This is a genomic window from Nocardiopsis sp. CNZ308, from assembly GCF_004217075.1.
This window is the reverse complement of sequence record NZ_SHKJ01000001.1, coordinates 1,830,411-1,845,469: the sequence shown is the minus strand read 5'-3', so window position 1 is coordinate 1,845,469 and position 15,059 is coordinate 1,830,411. Positions and strand designations below refer to the sequence as shown.

The window sequence follows — 15,059 nt, the reverse complement described above, 5'->3', positions numbered from 1 at the left end:
TGACCCAGCCGAGAGCGCGCCGGAACGAAAGAAAGTGTGCTGGGATCTCCGATGCGTAAGTTTCTCGTCGTTCTCCTGATCCTCCTGGCGGTCGCGGTGGTTGCGGCCGACATCGGGGCACGCAGCTTCGCGCAGAACATGGTCGCGAGCCAGCTGGCCCAGCGACTCCAGATGGCCGAGGAGCCGGAGGTGTCCATCGAGGGCTGGGCCTTCCTGCCGCAGGCCGTCGGCGGCACCTACTCCGAGGTCAACATCACCGCCGCCTCGGCCACCATGGACAGCATCACCGTCGAGCAGATCGACGTCACCGCCACCGAGGTCGACGCGCCCCCCGCCGACCTGCTCAACCAGCCGACCGTGGTGGCGGGGCAGCTGGACGGCTCCTTCACCGTCCCCTACTCCTTCTTCAACGCCTACCTCCCCGAGGGCATCACGATCACGACCGAGGGCGGCGAGCCCCGTATCACCGGTGAGCTGGCGTTCCCCGAGTTCGGCATCAGCACCTCCGTCAACGCGGGCGGTGAGTTCTCCGTCGAGGGCGACACCGTGACCGTCACCCCCGTCGACGTCCAGGTGGGTGACGCCCCCGTCGACCTCAGCGGCATGGCCGCGACCATGCTCACCTTCAGCGCCCAGGCCCCGCAGCTGCCGTTCGGCCTGACCGTGACCGAGATGGAGGCCACCTCCAGCGGCCTGCGGGTCACCGGCACCGGCTCGGACGTCCCGCTCATGGGCGCCGACGCGGTCTGACGCCGGCCCCGGCGGCCCGCGCGGCGGGAGCGGCGGCCGGAGGACCGGGGAAGAGGACACACCAGGGGAGGGGAAGCGCCATGGCGCGACAGGACGCGGACGCGGCGGGCGACGTGCTCACCGCGGAGGAGGTCGGCGCCCCGCTGGGGGAGCGGGCCACCCTCGTGCAGTTCTCCACCGCCTTCTGCCAGCCCTGCCGGGCCACCCGGCGCGTCCTCGACGAGGTCGCGGGCATGGTCGGCGGCGTCGCGCACGTGGAGGTGGACGCCGAGTCCCGTCTCGACCTCGTCCGCCGCCTGGACGTCACGGGCACCCCCACCGTCCTGGTCCTGGACGCCTCCGGCCGCGTGGTGTGCCGGGCGGCGGGCCAGCCCCGCAAGGCGGACGTGATCGCCGCGATCGGCGCGGCCGTCCTCTGAACCGCCTCCCCGAGGACGCCGCGCCGGCGCGTACGACTTCTTTGTGATCCAGGCCACCAGTGACAAACGCGTAACGGGGCCTGTAGCGTCTTCGGTGTGACCTCTTTGACGAGCGCGTATCTGACGAAGCGACGGGCAGTGGACTTCTGCCGCGTCGCCACCGCGCTCTGTCTGTGTCCCTAGGGCGGACGGGCCCCGGAGCCCACGCCCCCTCCGTGCGACTGGTTCTCCTCTTCCGCGTACGCATCCGGGGACAGCACACATGCGGGTCGACCCTCACGGGCAGCGCCTCGCGCCTGCCCTGACCACTTCCGTACCAGCCGGAGCCCCGGCAGCCGCCGACCTTCGCGTCCTCGGCCGCCGTCCTCCGTCCTGCGCGGGCGCGGTGGTCGGGAGGGTCCGGCAACCGCTCCGCAACCTGCTGTCCGCGTTCCCCGTACGTCCGGGATCCGGCGTGTCCCCGACCCGTGGGAGCACGTCCGGCGGCTCCGGCCCGCGCCGGAACCGCGAGCCCCGCACCACTTCGCAGACTTTCGACATCCCCGCTCCCGGGACGGCAGCCCCCGGGAGCACCGACCCGCACACGCGACACCGCACAAGAAACACAGGAGGTTCCCCATGAGCCGCTCCGACGTCCTCGTGGACGCCGACTGGGTGGAGGCTCACCTGGACGACGCCGACGTGGTCCTGGTCGAGGTCGACGAGGACACGTCCGCCTACGACAAGGGCCACATCCCCGGCGCCGTCAAGATCGACTGGAAGACGGACCTCCAGGACCCGGTCCGCCGCGACTTCGTGGACCGCACCGGTTTCGAGAAGCTGCTGTCCGCCAAGGGCATCGGCAACGACGACCAGGTCATCCTGTACGGCGGCAACAACAACTGGTTCGCCGCCTACGCGTACTGGTACTTCAAGCTCTACGGCCACACCAACGTCCGCCTGCTGGACGGCGGCCGCAAGAAGTGGGAGCTCGACTCCCGCGAGCTCGTCAAGGAGGTCCCCGAGCGGGCCGCCACCCAGTACACCGCCCAGGAGCAGGACGCCTCCATCCGCGCCTTCCGCGACGAGGTCGTGCAGGCCATCGGCACCAAGGACCTGGTCGACGTGCGCTCGCCCGACGAGTTCACCGGCAAGCTGCTCGCTCCCGCGCACCTGCCGCAGGAGACCTCGCAGCGCCCGGGCCACATCCCGACCGCGCGCAACATCCCGTGGGCCAAGACGGCCAACGAGGACGGCACCTTCAAGACCGCCGACGAGCTGCGCGAGCTCTACACCGGCGCGGGCGTGGACCTGGACAAGGACATCATCGCCTACTGCCGGATCGGCGAGCGCTCCTCGCACACCTGGTTCGCCCTGCACGAGATCCTGGGCCTGGAGAACGTCAAGAACTACGACGGCTCGTGGACCGAGTACGGCTCCCTCGTGGGCGTCCCGGTCGAGCTGGGGGAGGCCGAGGCCAAGTGAGCGACAGTTGCGGAGCGCCGGTCGGCGGGGTCGCCCTCGCCGATGTCGACGCCGGGAACCAGGCGGTCATCCAGGGCACGGTCACCCGTGACGGACAGCCGCTGAGCGGGGCCTACGCCCGCCTGCTGAACGACTCCGACGACTTCGTCGGAGAGGTGGCCACCGGCGAGGAGGGCACGTTCCGCTTCTTCGCCGCCGACGGCTCCTGGAAGGTGCGCGTGCTCGCCTCGAAGGGCTTCACCGGCGAGTACACGGTGCGGGCCGAGGTGGGCAAGGTCATCGACCTCCAGGTGCAGGCCTAGACGGCCGGGCGACCTCAGGCGTACGGGGCGCCGGTGCCGACGGGAGACCGTCCGGCACCGGCGCCCCGCGCCGTTCCTGGCCCTGTCCCTCCCAGGGGCCAGTCCCCGGGGCCCTCAGCCGGAGGTCTCCTCCCGGGCCTTCTCCGCGAGGGGGAGGTTGAGTTCGACGGCGACGGCGGTGCGCCGCAGGCGCAGGAGGCGGTACGGCACTACGCCCAGCAGGTAGGGCAGGAACACCGCCAAAAACACAGCGAACAGCACGCGCATGGCCACCGGGGTGCCCTCGTCCAGCACCCATCTGAGCATGTTCGGCAGCTGGATCGCCATGACCAGGCACAGGGTGACCGTCTCCCACGGGTTCTCCCAGCGCCGGTGTTCGGCGCGCGCCCGGTGGCACACGAGCCGGGCCGTGCGCGGGTCGTCCACCGCGTGGCCCCGCCGCACCGCTCTTTTGACCCTGCGCCGCTGTTCCCGGTCCGCCCTGGACCACATTCCATCCTCCGCGCACGAGGCGGGGGGCGGCCAGAGCGGGCGTCCGTTGCGGCGGCGCCACCGACGGCTCATGACCGCGGACGTGATCAACATCGTCAGGCCGACGACCATCAGGGCGAGAAGCGCGGCGTACAGGTAGGCCTCGGGAATGGGGGGTCACTCCTCGGAAAAGGGGGCGTCCTCTCTTCTTCCGTCCCCCTTCCCCTGCCCCCTGGGGAGGCGCTGACACGGCGGTGCCTCGCCACCGGCGCCGGGAACGGGCGCCCGCCGTTCGTGCGCCCCTCGGCGCGCGGCCCCCCCGGGAGCGGGAGCCGGGGCGCGCGGCCCCTTCGCCTCCACGGGGTTCGCGACGCGTTTTCCACAGGTCCGGGGCGGGGCTGGAAAGCGGTGCGCGCTGCTGCTTGACTGAGATCGACGGCCACTCCACCCGCGCCCACCGGCACCCTCCGTGCCCGTGACCGGTTCCGGCGGGCCGTGACAAGCGCGGCGGGCGGGTGACAGCATTCCGCCCACGCTCCGGCCCGGCCCGGAGCCCCGCGTGATCGAGTCCCCGGCCGCCCCCCGCGACGGCCGGTCAGGAGGTGTTCGGACGGTGCCCAACCCCCGTTCGGGAGGAGCGTCCCGAGGAGAGGCCGGACGTACCTATGTCGGCTGGCGGCACACCGTGCTCCTGCCGCCTCCCGGACCGGCCCCGCGGCGGCCGGCCCCGGCCGACGCCGAGACCGTCAGCGAGGAGTGGATCGCGGCCCAGCGCGACAGCGAGGCCCAGACCAACCGGCCCCTGTACTTCGCACTGGCCGGGCTCTGCCTCCTCAGCCTGCTGCTGCCGCTGCTGTGGGCCCTGCGCATCCTTCCCGGCAGCTTCGCCCTCGGAGGCGTGTTCGCCTGCGCCGCCATCGCCGCGCCGATCGCCTTCGCCCTCGTCCAGAGCCGCCAGGTCGTCGCCGACCGGCTGGAGAGGGCCAGGGAGCGCCTGGCCGCCGAACGCGACGAGCGCGACCGGATCCTGCGCGAACAACAGCACGAGCACGCCCGCAGGTACACCGAGTGGCAGGCGGCCTCCCGGGCCTACGAGGCGCAGCCGCTCTGGTACGGGGTGACCGTCCCCGCCGACAGGGGCACCGTCGTCGTGGTGGGCGGGGACGACGCCGGATGGTCGGCGCTGCTCGCCACCGTCGGGGTCTCCCGGCTGCGCGAGGGAGGTGACCTCACCGTGGTCGACCTCACCGGGCGTTCCGTGGCCCGCGAACTCGTCCGGCTGGCCCGCCGCTGCGCCGTCGCCCCGCGCAGGTGGGTGCTCCCCGCCGACCTGCCCCGGATGACCCTGGGCACCAACCTGGACGCGGGCCAGCGCGCACGCATCCTCTCCGCGGTCGCGTCCGCCTCCGGCGGCACCGCGGAGGCCGACGCCGACGAGACGCTCCTGCTGCGCCTCCTGGAGGTCCTGGGGCCGCACGCGGGGATCGCCGAACTCATCGGCGGCCTGCGCTCCCTGCTCACCCCCGAGGAGGACGCCGCCGAGGACGACCCCGCGCTCGCCCTGCTCACGCCGGGGCAGCGGGCCCGGGTGCGCGAGCGCTGCGCCGACGGACCGCGCATCGGGGAGCGGGCCTGGGAGCTGGAGCGCCGCCTGAGCCCCTTCGAGGCCGTCGGCACCCGGGCGGACGACAACGACTACGCGCAGGTCAAGATCATCTCCACCGACCGGGCCTCCGGTGAGACCGCCGCGCGCGTCTACGGCACCTACGCCGTGTCCGCGCTCAGCGAGCTGCTGGAGGCGCCCGAGCCCAGGAACGCCGACGGCAGACGCCCCCGCGTGCGCCCGGACCGTACCCGCACCGTCGTGGTCTGCGGCGCCGAGTCCCTCCCCGAAGGGGAGATCGACCAGGTCCTCGCCGCGGCGGCCGACGGCGGGGTGGAGGTCGTCCTGATGTTCCGCACGGCCGCCCCCGCCGCGCTCGCCCGGTTCGCCGACCCCGCCTGCCTGCCGGTGGTGATGCGTCAGAACGGGGGTTCGGCGGAGGCCGTCGAACACGCCGTGGCCGCGGCGCCCGGTGTCGCCGGGCACGACCCCGGCGGGCTGCGGGTGCACCGCCTCACCGAGGCGGTCGGCGAGGCCGTGGGCGGCGCGGCCACGGGCGAACCGGAGGACCCCGACGCCGAGGTGGAGGCCGACGACCGGTTCTTCCCCTCCCCGCACACCGAGTCCGGCGCGGTGATCCGCAACGCCGCGGCGGCGATCACGCCCCTGGACCTCGTCCGCCATGTGAGATCCGCCACCGCGTGGGGTCGGGCCACCCTCCAGGAGGCCGGTACCGGCGGGTCCGCCGGCACCGGGGACGACGGCGCGGCCCCCGGGCGCCCCTGCGGCCTGGACGCCGAGTCGCTGCGCGGACTCCCCGCCACCGCGGCCGTGGTCCTGACCGCCGACGGTCCCGTGCTGGCCGACACCAACCCGGGTATCCTCACCCTGTCCACAGCCACACTCGCCACGGTGGACGACTCCCGGAACACCGGTGACACACCGGGCGTTGGAGGCGGTGGCGCCGCGGCCGCGGCCGCGAGGGGGCGCGGTACCGGAGGCGTCCGCCCCCGGGTCCCGACCGCGGACCCCCGCGCCCTGACCGACACACCCGACGGCACCGCCGCCGCGGACGGTTCCCCCGCGCCCACGGGGGCCGTGGAGGACGGGGTGCCGCCCAACCTGGGACCGCCGCCCGAGAGGTTGGACTGGCGGGTCTGACCCCGGGTGGACACTAGGCTTGGCCCGACACACCGCCCGCCGCCTCCCAGGAGCGAACGGCGCGGGTGGTCCAGCACTTACTGGAGAGTAGATGAGCGAGCTTCCCCTGCGCGCCCAACTGGCATCGGTTCTGGGAAGGAGCGCGGCCAGCCTGTCCCGTGCCACCGGACGCGGAGACGGCTCCGTCATCGGCGGCCGGGTGGCGCTCAAGGTCGAACCCGACCTGCTCGCCAAGCTCGCCCGGGGCCGCAGGCTCGCCCTGGTCAGCGCCACCAACGGCAAGACCACCACCACCAGGCTCATCTCGCACGCCCTGCGCGAGTTCGGCGACGTGGCCACCAACGAGCACGGCGCGAACATGCCCACCGGGCACATCACGGCGCTGTCGAACAACCAGTCCGCCGTCAACGGCGTGCTGGAGGTGGACGAGAAGTACCTCCCGCAGGTGCTGCTCGCCACGCAGCCCGCGTTCGTGGTGCTGATGAACCTCAGCCGCGACCAGATGGACCGTGCCTCCGAGATCAACCTGCTCGCCAAGAAGTGGCGCCTCGCGCTGGGCAAGAGCAACGCCCACGTCATCGCCAACGCCGACGACCCGCTCGTGGCCTGGGCGGGCCTGGGCGCGCCCAACGCCACCTGGGTGTCCGCGGGACAGCGCTGGAAGGAGGACTCCTGGTGCTGCCCCGAGTGCGGCGGCCACCTCAAGCGCGACGTGGACCCGCACTGGGCCTGCCCCGAGTGCGGACTGGCCCGCCCCGCGACCACCTGGGCGGTGGACAACGCCTCCGACTCCCTCCTCACCCCCGAGGGCCAGAGCATCAAGCTGCGGCTGAACCTGCCCGGTGACGCCAACCGCTCCAACGCCGCGATCGCCGCGGCCACCGCCGCCGGGTACGGCATCCACCCCGAGCGCACCGTGGAGCGGCTGCGCGAGATCACCTCCGTCGCGGGCCGCTACACCTCCGTGGTGACCATGGGCGTCGAGGTGCGGCTGCTGCTCTCCAAGAACCCCGCCGGGTGGCTGGAGTCCTTCGCCGTCCTCGACCCGCCCCACACCCCGGTGATCCTCTCGGTCAACGCGCAGGTCCCCGACGGCAAGGACACCTCCTGGCTGTGGGACGTGGACTACACCGTCCTGCGCGGGCGCCGCGTGTTCGTCATGGGCGAGCGCCGCACCGACCTCGCGCTGCGCCTGGAGACCGACGGCGTGCGGTTCGAGGTGGCCGACCGGGTCGACGAGGTCCTGGGCCGCATCAAGGCCGACCAGCCGGGCATCACCAAGGTCGACCTCATCGCCAACTACACCGCCTTCCAGCAGATCCGCACGGCGTACGGCCGCGTCCAGTAGGGAGACACCCATGACGAACACCAGCGCCCTGCGGATCGTGTGGATCTACCCCGATCTGCTGAGCACCTACGGGGACCAGGGCAACGTCCTGATCCTCAAGCGCCGCGCCGAACTGCGCGGCATCCCCACCGAGATCGTGCACGTCCACTCCAGCGACTCCGTCCCCGAGCAGGGCGACATCTACCTGCTCGGCGGCGGCGAGGACCGGCCGCAGATCCTGGCCGCCGAGCGCCTGCGCGCCGACGGCGGCCTGGCCCGCGCCGCCGCCCGCGGCGCCTGCGTCTTCGCGGTGTGCGCCGGGTACCAGATCATCGGCGAGACCTACGGCGACGACGAGGCCAACCCGCTCCCCGGCGTGGGCATCCTCGACATCCGCAGCGGCCGCGGCCAGAGCCGCGCGGTCGGCGAGATCGTCGCGGACGTGGACCCGGCCCTGGGCGTGGGCCGGATCACCGGCTTCGAGAACCACCAGGGCCGCACGGCCATCGGCCCCTCGGCCCGGCCGCTGTCCACCACGGTGCGCGGCATCGGCAACGACGACCGCACCGAGGGCGCCTACCAGGGCCAGGTGCTGGGCACCTACCTGCACGGCCCGGCCCTGCCGCGCAACCCGCAGCTGGCCGATCTCCTGCTGCGCTGGCGCGTGGGCCAGGTGGCCCCGCTCGCCCCCTCCTGGGGGGAGCGCCTGCACGACGAGCGCCTCGCCGCCGCGATGCGCTGACACCGCGTCCCGCGGGGCCCGACGGGTGCGTCCCCGTCGGGCCCCGCGTGTCCTTTCGCACGGAATGAACTCCGGGACCCGACCGCTGTTGTGTGCATGAAGGCAATCGCACTACAGCAGTACGGATCGGCCGACGACCTCGCCCTGGTGGACCTTCCCGACCCGAAGGTCGCCCCGAGCGAGGTCCTCATCCGGGTACGGGCCGCGGGGGTCAACCCCGTGGACTGGAAGCTCGCGGCGGGCGGCCTGGACGCCCTCTTCGAGACGGACTTCCCGCTCATCCCCGGCTGGGACGTCGCCGGCGTCGTCGAGGCGGTCGGACCCGACGCGCACGAGTACCAGGTCGGTGACGAGGTCTACGGCTACGCCCGCAAGGACTGGGCCAAGAACGGCACCTACGCCGAGCTGGTGTCGGCCAGCGTGCGCATGCTCGCGCCCAAGCCGCGGTCGCTGAGCTGGCAGGAGAGCGCCGGTGTCCCGCTGGCGGGCCTCACCGCCCTCCAGTCCGTCGAACGGGCGGGGATCGGCTCCGGTGACACGGTGCTCGTCCACGCCGCGGCGGGCGGCGTCGGAGCGTTCGGCGTCCAGATCGCCGTCGCCCGCGGCGCACGCGTCATCGGTACCGCCAGCGAGCGCAACCACGACTTCCTGCGGTCCCTGGGCGCCGAGCCCGTGACCTACGGGGACGGCCTCGTCGACCGCGTCCGGGCACTGGCCCCGGACGGCGTCGACGCGGTGCTCGACTTCGTCGGCGGGGGAGTGGTCCAGGAGCCGGTGCCGCTGACGGGCGGCCCCACGCGGATCGTGTCCATCGCCGACCCCGACGTCCAGGAACTGGGCGGGCACTGGCTGTGGGTGCGCCCGGACTCCGAGGACCTCGCCGAGCTGGCACGCCTGGCCGACGACGGCAGGCTCACCGTGCACGTGGACCGCGAGTTCCCGCTGTCTGAGGCGGCCGAGGCCTGGCGCCTGAGCCAGGCCGGACGCACCCGGGGGAAGATCGTCCTCACCGTCTGACCAGCCCTCGACCCGTCCGACGGGCCCGGCCGCGCCGGCCGGGCCCGTCGTTCTCACGCGGCGTCTCGCTTGTCCGCGGAGGCGTCGGCCTCCTCCGCGGTTCCGGTCGCGGCAGCGGCGTCGCTTCCGGGGATGTCGAGCGTGACGCTCAGCGGACCCTGATCGACCCTCAAGTGCAGTTCGCCGCCGATGGCGCTGATGTAGGACCGCAGGAGTTCCAGGCTGTCGATCCGCCCGTGCTCGATCTGGGAGATCCGCGCCTGGCTCACTCCCATGATCTGGGCGACCTCCTTCTGGGTCCTTCCGCTCTCCTTGCGCAGGGAGGAGAGCGCGTAACCCTGACGCTCGGCTTCGATCCGGGCTGTGTCCTCCTCGGCGATGACGTTCGCCTCCGGCGACGTGAGCCAGGGGTTGAGTTGTTCCGCTTCGGCTTTGATCTCCAGCCAGTTGCGCGCCCTCATCGGCGATCGTCCTCTCGATTGTCCAAGTAGTCCCGGTCACGCTTCTCCGCAAGCGGGATGTTCTTTCGGTACCAGCTGTCCCACTGGCCCGACTTGTCGCCCGCTACAAGGAACACCGCTTGTCAATCGGGGTCGAAGACGAAGAGCATGCGGACCTCGGTGTTCTTGGAGGATCCTGGGCGGAGCTCTTCGAGGTTGTGTATTCGGCTTCCCTTGATCCTGTCCACGAGGGGGCGACCCTCTCGTGGGCCCCTGTTCTGTAGGTGCTCCAGGGCGTTCAGAACCAGCTTTGCCGTGACCGGGCCATCCTGAGTGATCTTGAAAAACCACTCTTCGACGGGCTCCAGCATGAAGATCTTCCACATACAGGAGGACATAATGATGTTCTTATGTCCAGTGGGGTGGAGCGGGAAAAGTGCCGGCTGGACAGGGCTGCTCGGCGGCTGACCAGGGAGAAGGCGCCCCGGGGTGGAATGAACCGCGGGTGCCGTGCGTCACACCAGCATGAGCAGCAGAGGCCGTCACCCACCACCGTCCACAGGGCCCGGCTCCGTCGTACGGGCCCTGGCCGCACCCGTCGCCGTCCTCCTGGCCGGAGCCGGGTGCGTCGCCACCGTGGTCTCGCTGGAGAGCGCCCCGCTCCCCGAGGCCCGGCTGGTCCTGGAACAGTCGGAACCGGAGCCCGGTACCGCCCAGGAGCCCGCCACACCGGGTCCCTCAGCGCCGGGTCCCTCCGTGCCGGACCCGGTCCCACCGGACCCCACCGCGCCGGACCCGGGGCCCGAGCCGGAGGAGCCGCCCACGGGCGGGACGGAGCCCGATCCGCAGCCGGTGCCGCCGGAGTCCTACACCGGGGCCTCCGCCGTCTTCGACACCTTCCTGGTGGAGGTGGAGACGGCCTACACCGACACCACCGTCACCGACGGGAAGGGCGCGTCCGCCGCCGCGCCCCCGGACTCCGAGTACCACGTCTACCGGCTCGACGTCACCAACCAGGGCTCCGAGCCCGCGGTCTTCGACAGCTACGGGACCATCGGCGTGACCACCGAGGGCCTGGAGTACGCCAACGACGTCGACGCCGAGATCGTCATGGCGTGGGACTACTTCTGGGACGAGATCAACCCCGGGGAGAGCGTCACCACCCACATCCTGTTCCTGGCGCCGACCGGGACCGAGTTCGCCGAGGTCCGCATCGGCGGACGCGGCCTCCTCGAACCGGACTAACGCGGGCGGCGGCGCAGCTCGATCTTGGCGTTGGCGCCCGTGTCCGGGTCCACCACGACCTCCTGACCGGCGGCGATGCCGTCCACCACCAGGTCGGCGTCGGTGGGGGCCGCGCGCTTGACCACGCCCAGGGCGATCGGTCCCAGCTCGTGGTGGCGGGCCGACGTGCCCACCCGGCCCACGGAGCGCCCGTCCAGCTCGATGGCGGCCCCCACCTGCGGCAGGCGCTCGGCGGTGCCGTCCAGGTGCAGCATGACCAGGCGGCGCGGCGGACGGCCCAGGTTGTGCACCCGAGCCACCGTCTCCTGGCCCGGGTAGCAGCCCTTCTCCAGGTGCACCGCGCGGCCCACCCAGTCCACCTCGTGCGGGATGGTGCGGTCGTCGGTGTCCAGTCCCGCGCGCACCCGGTGCTCCGCGATCCGGTTCGCCTCGTAGGCCCACATGCCCGCCGGGCGCGCCCCGGCCGCCGTGAGCGCCTCCGCGGCCCCGACGAGCCGTTCGGCGGGCACGAACAGGTCGGTCTCGCCCTCGGCCGCGCGCACGGTCACGTCACCGAGCGACGCGGCCTCCACGGCCTTGGCGCGGTCCGGACCGAGCACGCTCAGCACCGCGTGGGAACCGCTCAGGTCCTCCACCTCGACACGCAGCATGAACCGCATCGAGTCGAGGAACCCCGCCAGCTCCGGGCCGCCCTCCGGCTCGGTGTGGATCCAGGTGGCCTCGCCGTCGTCCACCAGCGACAGGTGGTGCCGCAGGTGCCCCTTGGTGTCCAGGACCAGCGCCTCGGTGGCGGTCCCCGGCGTCAGGCCCCGGGTCAGCTGGCTGGTGAGGTCGTTGAGCCAGCCCAGGCGGTCGGGGCCGGTCACCCGTACCACACCCCGGTTGCTCCGGTCGACCCACGCGCTCGAACGTTCGGCGGCGCGTCCCTCGTGCGCGGGGTCGCCGTAGTGCGCGGCGACTCCGGTGTCGGGGGACTCGGCGCTCACGGCGCCCGGTGTGCTCAGCAGCGGCGAAGTCATACCAGCGAGACTAGTCGGCCTGCCAAGGGAGCGGAAACGCCGTCCCCACCTGCGGTTTCGCGCACAGAAAAAACATTTGCCCCGCCTCCGGAGCGCGACGTAGTGTCGGAGGCACGCAAGAAAGGAGGTGGTCCAAGAGATGGTTGATCTTAGGACTGGCGAGGTGGCCGTCCGCTAGGACGACGCTCGCGTTCGCGCGACGTCGTTCGCAGCGAATCCCAGACGGACACCCGGACCCCGGGCCGCCGGAACTCGTCCGACCGGCCCCGCCCCAGCGGCGGGAGCGGCCCGGGGTCTGCCCATGCCCGGACCGGCCCCGGCCACTCGGCCCCGACTACTTCGAGCCGACCCTCTTGAGCTGCGCCGACATGTACGAGCGCAGGCCGTGGCCGCGCGCCGCCAGGTCCCAGGCGTACCCCAGCGTCTCCCGGTTGTCGCCGAACAGGCCGTACAACCGGTGCGAGGCGGTCGCGTCGATCCCGGTCTCGGTGTGCACCACCGCGTCGGTGGACATCTCCACCCGGTTCGCGAACACGTTGCCCAGGTACACCTCGTTGAAGCCCTCGGGGTGCGCGATCAGCACCTCCAGGTGCACGACGGGCTCACCCTCCTTGGGCTCCGCGCCCGTCTCGGGCCGCACCCGCCAGTAGCCCGACTCCTCGGTGACCAGTTCACCGCGGGTGCCCTCCGGGTTCATCCGCCAGGCCCTGCTCGTGAAGGTCAGGTAGGGCAGGCCCGCGTTGTGCGCGAACTCGATCTCCTGGCCGAACTGGAACTCCTCCACGTCGGCGTAACCGGCGACGCCCACGCCCTCCCAACGGCCGAGCAGGAAGGACAGTTTCGCCAGATCGGGGTGTACCTCAGCGTCCATATCCCCAGAGCGTAGCGGCGGCTGGAGGCGGCGGTGACCGCCGACGGCGCACCGTGGCCTCCGCCACTCCCCGGCCCCGGTCTGGACATGCCCAATTGGCCCCGCTTTCCCGGAGAACTGGTAAAGATTGTCAGCAGCGCGGTGCGGCCACGGGGCGTGTTCTGCCGACCGCGCCTAGACCTCCGACGTGTTCTCCAAAGGGGCGGCCTGTGTTACTGGTGATCGGTTCGGCGCTGCTCGTGGCCGCGGTGGTCCTCCTCCCCCTGACCCTGATCGCCCTGCGGCGCTGGCTGCGCCAGCGGGGACTGGCCCAGCTGCGCCCGGGCGTGCTGGCGGCCAGGGAGGGGCAGCGCGTCACGCTCACCGGTGTCGCCGCTCCCGGTCCCGACGGTCCCATCTCCTCCGGCCTGGCCGGTGCCGAGTGCGTCTGGCACGGCCACGAGGTGCTGCGCCACTACTGGCCGCTCAACCGCGACCCGTCCGAGGGCGCGGTCCGCGAGCGGGCCTGCGACTCCATCGCCGACTACGGTTCCGAGGACCTGTTCGGCATCGTCGCCGAGGGCCGTCCCGGCGACGGCGACCGGGTCTTCGTCGACCCGGGCGACACCGAGCCGCGCGGCGCCGAGCTGTGCCTCAAGCGCGTGGTGGGGCGTCCGCAGCCGGGTGTGGCCTCACCCGCGGACGACCTGCTGCCCCGCGTGCGCGGCCGCATCTCGGGCGTCTTCCGGGGCGAGACCATCGAGTTCGAGTACCGCGAGTGGGTGATCCGGCCGGGCGCCCGCATCCGCGTCACGGGCCGGGTCCAGGTGCGCGAGGGCCGCGTGGTCCTGGCCGCCCCCGAGGACGGGACGCTCAGCATCGAGCACGGTGTGGACGACCAGCCGGTGCGGGTCTCCCCGCGCCGCACCGAGGCCCTCGCGCTCACCATCGCCCTCGCGGTCTGCTCGATCGCGGGCGCCGTACTGACCGCCGCGGCGCTCTGAGTAGGCTGACGGGCATGTCTCGTTCCTTGGTGATCAAGGTCACCGCCGGTGAGGACGACCCGGAGCGGTGCAACCAGGCGTTCACGGTGGCCGCCGCCGCCCTGGCGAGCGGCGTCGGGGTCTCCCTCTGGCTGACCGGTGAGTCGGCGTGGTTCGCGGTCCCCGGCCGTGCCGAGCGGTTCTCTCTCCCGCACGCGGCCCCCCTCAAGGACCTGCTCGACGCGGTGCTCGACGCGGGCCGGGTGACGGTGTGCACCCAGTGCGCCGCCCGACGCGACCTGACCGGGGAGGACCTGATCCAGGGCGTGCGCATCGCCGGGGCGCCGTCCTTCGTCGAGGAGGCCGTCCAGGACGGCGCGCAGGCCCTCGTCTACTGAGGCGGGGAGCGTCGTCCACAGGCCGCGAACGGTTCTGGTGCGGCGCCTGCTCCCGGCCCCCGACAGCGCCGTGCCCGCACCACCGGAGGCGGCGCGGGCACGGCGACGGATCGGACGGGCGTTACTTCTTGCCCTGGTTGGCGACGGCCTCGATGGCGGACTTGGCCGCCTCCGGGTCGAGGTAGGTGCCGCCGGGGTTGGTCGGCTTGAACTGGTCGTCCAGGTCGTAGCGCAGCGGGATGCCCGTCGGGATGTTCAGCCCGGCGATGTCGGCGTCGCTGACGCCGTCCAGGTGCTTGACCAGCGCGCGCAGCGAGTTGCCGTGCGCGGCGACCAGCACGGTCTTGCCGGCGGCCAGGTCCGGCACGATCGAGTCGTACCAGTACGGCAGGGCGCGGTCCAGCACGTCCTTGAGGCACTCGGTGCGCGGCAGCAGCTCCGGCGGCAGCTCGCCGTAGCGGGCGTCACCGGCCTGCGAGTAGGTGTCGTCGTCCGCGATGGGCGGCGGCGGGGTGTCGTAGGAGCGGCGCCAGATCATGAACTGCTCTTCGCCGTACTCCTCGCGCGTCTGCGCCTTGTCCTTGCCCTGCAGGGCGCCGTAGTGGCGCTCGTTGAGGCGCCAGGTGCGCTCGACCGGCAGCCAGTGCAGGTCGGCGGTCTCCAGGGCGAGGTTCGCGGTGCGGATCGCGCGCTTGAGAAGGGAGGTGTAGACCACGTCAGGTCGTACGCCGGCCTCCTTGAGCAGCTCGCCGCCCCGGCGGGCCTCCTCCTCGCCCGTCGCGGACAGGTCCACGTCCACCCAGCCGGTGAACAGGCCCTTCGCGTTCCAGACGCTCTCACCGTGTCGCAGCAGTACCAGAGTTCCCAT

General features: G+C 72.5%; 18 protein-coding genes. 12 read left to right on the top strand and 6 right to left on the bottom strand.

Annotated features, from left to right (window positions below):
- The first annotated feature begins 51 nt into the window (after positions 1-51).
- The 5 genes from EV372_RS07920 (at position 52) to EV372_RS07905 (ending at position 2,935) form a co-directional block, all read left to right on the top strand.
- Positions 52-750, top strand: coding sequence for an LmeA family phospholipid-binding protein (locus EV372_RS07920; protein WP_130395467.1), 699 nt, complete (start codon positions 52-54; stop codon positions 748-750).
- Between the two features lie 80 nt (positions 751-830).
- Positions 831-1,169 carry a thioredoxin family protein gene (locus tag EV372_RS07915; protein ID WP_130395466.1) on the top strand — a complete coding sequence of 113 codons (339 nt, stop codon included), beginning with the start codon at positions 831-833 and terminating at the stop codon, positions 1,167-1,169.
- 96 nt (positions 1,170-1,265) lie between these two features.
- Positions 1,266-1,352, top strand: coding sequence for a putative leader peptide (locus tag EV372_RS29360; RefSeq protein ID WP_352231633.1), 87 nt, complete (start codon positions 1,266-1,268; stop codon positions 1,350-1,352).
- 435 nt (positions 1,353-1,787) lie between these two features.
- Positions 1,788-2,633, top strand: coding sequence for a sulfurtransferase (locus EV372_RS07910; protein ID WP_013155347.1), 846 nt, complete (start codon positions 1,788-1,790; stop codon positions 2,631-2,633).
- Positions 2,630-2,935, top strand: coding sequence for a DUF1416 domain-containing protein (locus EV372_RS07905; protein WP_130395465.1), 306 nt, complete (start codon positions 2,630-2,632; stop codon positions 2,933-2,935). Before EV372_RS07910 ends, EV372_RS07905 begins: the two co-directional genes overlap by 4 nt.
- Positions 2,936-3,049: 114 nt before the next feature.
- On the opposite strand, the gene EV372_RS07900 is transcribed toward EV372_RS07905, so the two are convergent.
- A complete protein-coding gene (locus tag EV372_RS07900; RefSeq protein WP_130395464.1) occupies positions 3,050-3,427 on the bottom strand; it encodes a hypothetical protein in 378 nt (125 codons plus the stop codon).
- Positions 3,428-4,019: 592 nt separating this feature from the next.
- Between EV372_RS07900 and EV372_RS07895 the strand changes: the two genes are divergently transcribed.
- From EV372_RS07895 to EV372_RS07880, 4 genes are all read left to right on the top strand, one after another.
- A complete protein-coding gene (locus tag EV372_RS07895; RefSeq protein ID WP_486484109.1) occupies positions 4,020-6,170 on the top strand; it encodes a hypothetical protein in 2,151 nt (716 codons plus the stop codon).
- Positions 6,171-6,261: 91 nt separating this feature from the next.
- A complete protein-coding gene (locus tag EV372_RS07890; RefSeq protein ID WP_013155344.1) occupies positions 6,262-7,518 on the top strand; it encodes a MurT ligase domain-containing protein in 1,257 nt (418 codons plus the stop codon).
- 10 nt (positions 7,519-7,528) lie between these two features.
- Positions 7,529-8,239 (top strand): type 1 glutamine amidotransferase, encoded by a 711-nt coding sequence (locus tag EV372_RS07885; protein ID WP_130395463.1) that lies wholly within the window; start codon positions 7,529-7,531, stop codon positions 8,237-8,239.
- A 96-nt stretch (positions 8,240-8,335) separates the two neighbouring features.
- Positions 8,336-9,256 (top strand): NADP-dependent oxidoreductase, encoded by a 921-nt coding sequence (locus EV372_RS07880; protein ID WP_130395462.1) that lies wholly within the window; start codon positions 8,336-8,338, stop codon positions 9,254-9,256.
- 53 nt (positions 9,257-9,309) lie between these two features.
- On the opposite strand, the gene EV372_RS07875 is transcribed toward EV372_RS07880, so the two are convergent.
- Positions 9,310-9,717, bottom strand: a complete 408-nt coding sequence (locus EV372_RS07875; RefSeq protein ID WP_130395461.1) for a helix-turn-helix domain-containing protein — start codon at positions 9,715-9,717, stop codon at positions 9,310-9,312.
- Between the two features lie 122 nt (positions 9,718-9,839).
- Complete coding sequence (locus EV372_RS29355) at positions 9,840-10,082, bottom strand: type II toxin-antitoxin system RelE/ParE family toxin (RefSeq protein WP_486484108.1); 243 nt, start codon at positions 10,080-10,082, stop codon at positions 9,840-9,842.
- A 139-nt stretch (positions 10,083-10,221) separates the two neighbouring features.
- Here EV372_RS29355 and EV372_RS07865 point away from each other — a divergent pair, with 139 nt between their 5' ends.
- Positions 10,222-10,941 carry a DUF4352 domain-containing protein gene (locus EV372_RS07865; RefSeq protein WP_130395460.1) on the top strand — a complete coding sequence of 240 codons (720 nt, stop codon included), beginning with the start codon at positions 10,222-10,224 and terminating at the stop codon, positions 10,939-10,941.
- On the opposite strand, the gene ygfZ is transcribed toward EV372_RS07865, so the two are convergent.
- Positions 10,938-11,960, bottom strand: a complete 1,023-nt coding sequence (gene ygfZ, locus EV372_RS07860; RefSeq protein WP_130395459.1) for a CAF17-like 4Fe-4S cluster assembly/insertion protein YgfZ — start codon at positions 11,958-11,960, stop codon at positions 10,938-10,940. The genes EV372_RS07865 and ygfZ overlap by 4 nt on opposite strands.
- Positions 11,961-12,294: 334 nt before the next feature.
- A complete protein-coding gene (locus tag EV372_RS07855) occupies positions 12,295-12,831 on the bottom strand; it encodes a nitrobindin family protein (protein ID WP_013155337.1) in 537 nt (178 codons plus the stop codon).
- Between the two features lie 209 nt (positions 12,832-13,040).
- On the opposite strand from EV372_RS07855, the gene EV372_RS07850 reads away from it, so the two are divergent.
- Positions 13,041-13,814, top strand: coding sequence for a GIDE domain-containing protein (locus EV372_RS07850; protein ID WP_130395458.1), 774 nt, complete (start codon positions 13,041-13,043; stop codon positions 13,812-13,814).
- A gap of 14 nt (positions 13,815-13,828) precedes the next feature.
- Complete coding sequence (locus EV372_RS07845; protein WP_130395457.1) at positions 13,829-14,191, top strand: DsrE family protein; 363 nt, start codon at positions 13,829-13,831, stop codon at positions 14,189-14,191.
- A 121-nt stretch (positions 14,192-14,312) separates the two neighbouring features.
- Here the strand turns inward: EV372_RS07845 and EV372_RS07840 are convergent, their stop codons facing one another.
- On the bottom strand, positions 14,313-15,059 hold the full coding sequence (locus EV372_RS07840; RefSeq protein WP_013155334.1) for a phosphoglyceromutase: 747 nt from the start codon (positions 15,057-15,059) through the stop codon (positions 14,313-14,315).

Coding starts and splice junctions, on each gene's coding strand:
- EV372_RS07920 (WP_130395467.1), top strand. CDS start 52: ATGCGTAAGTTTCTCGTCGTTCTCCTGATCCTCCTGGCGGTCGCGGTG.
- EV372_RS07915 (WP_130395466.1), top strand. CDS start 831: ATGGCGCGACAGGACGCGGACGCGGCGGGCGACGTGCTCACCGCGGAG.
- EV372_RS07910 (WP_013155347.1), top strand. CDS start 1,788: ATGAGCCGCTCCGACGTCCTCGTGGACGCCGACTGGGTGGAGGCTCAC.
- EV372_RS07900 (WP_130395464.1), bottom strand. CDS start 3,427: ATGTGGTCCAGGGCGGACCGGGAACAGCGGCGCAGGGTCAAAAGAGCG.
- EV372_RS07890 (WP_013155344.1), top strand. CDS start 6,262: ATGAGCGAGCTTCCCCTGCGCGCCCAACTGGCATCGGTTCTGGGAAGG.
- EV372_RS07885 (WP_130395463.1), top strand. CDS start 7,529: ATGACGAACACCAGCGCCCTGCGGATCGTGTGGATCTACCCCGATCTG.
- EV372_RS07880 (WP_130395462.1), top strand. CDS start 8,336: ATGAAGGCAATCGCACTACAGCAGTACGGATCGGCCGACGACCTCGCC.
- EV372_RS07875 (WP_130395461.1), bottom strand. CDS start 9,717: ATGAGGGCGCGCAACTGGCTGGAGATCAAAGCCGAAGCGGAACAACTC.
- EV372_RS29355 (WP_486484108.1), bottom strand. CDS start 10,082: ATGTGGAAGATCTTCATGCTGGAGCCCGTCGAAGAGTGGTTTTTCAAG.
- EV372_RS07865 (WP_130395460.1), top strand. CDS start 10,222: ATGAGCAGCAGAGGCCGTCACCCACCACCGTCCACAGGGCCCGGCTCC.
- ygfZ (WP_130395459.1), bottom strand. CDS start 11,960: ATGACTTCGCCGCTGCTGAGCACACCGGGCGCCGTGAGCGCCGAGTCC.
- EV372_RS07855 (WP_013155337.1), bottom strand. CDS start 12,831: ATGGACGCTGAGGTACACCCCGATCTGGCGAAACTGTCCTTCCTGCTC.
- EV372_RS07845 (WP_130395457.1), top strand. CDS start 13,829: ATGTCTCGTTCCTTGGTGATCAAGGTCACCGCCGGTGAGGACGACCCG.
- EV372_RS07840 (WP_013155334.1), bottom strand. CDS start 15,059: ATGGGAACTCTGGTACTGCTGCGACACGGTGAGAGCGTCTGGAACGCG.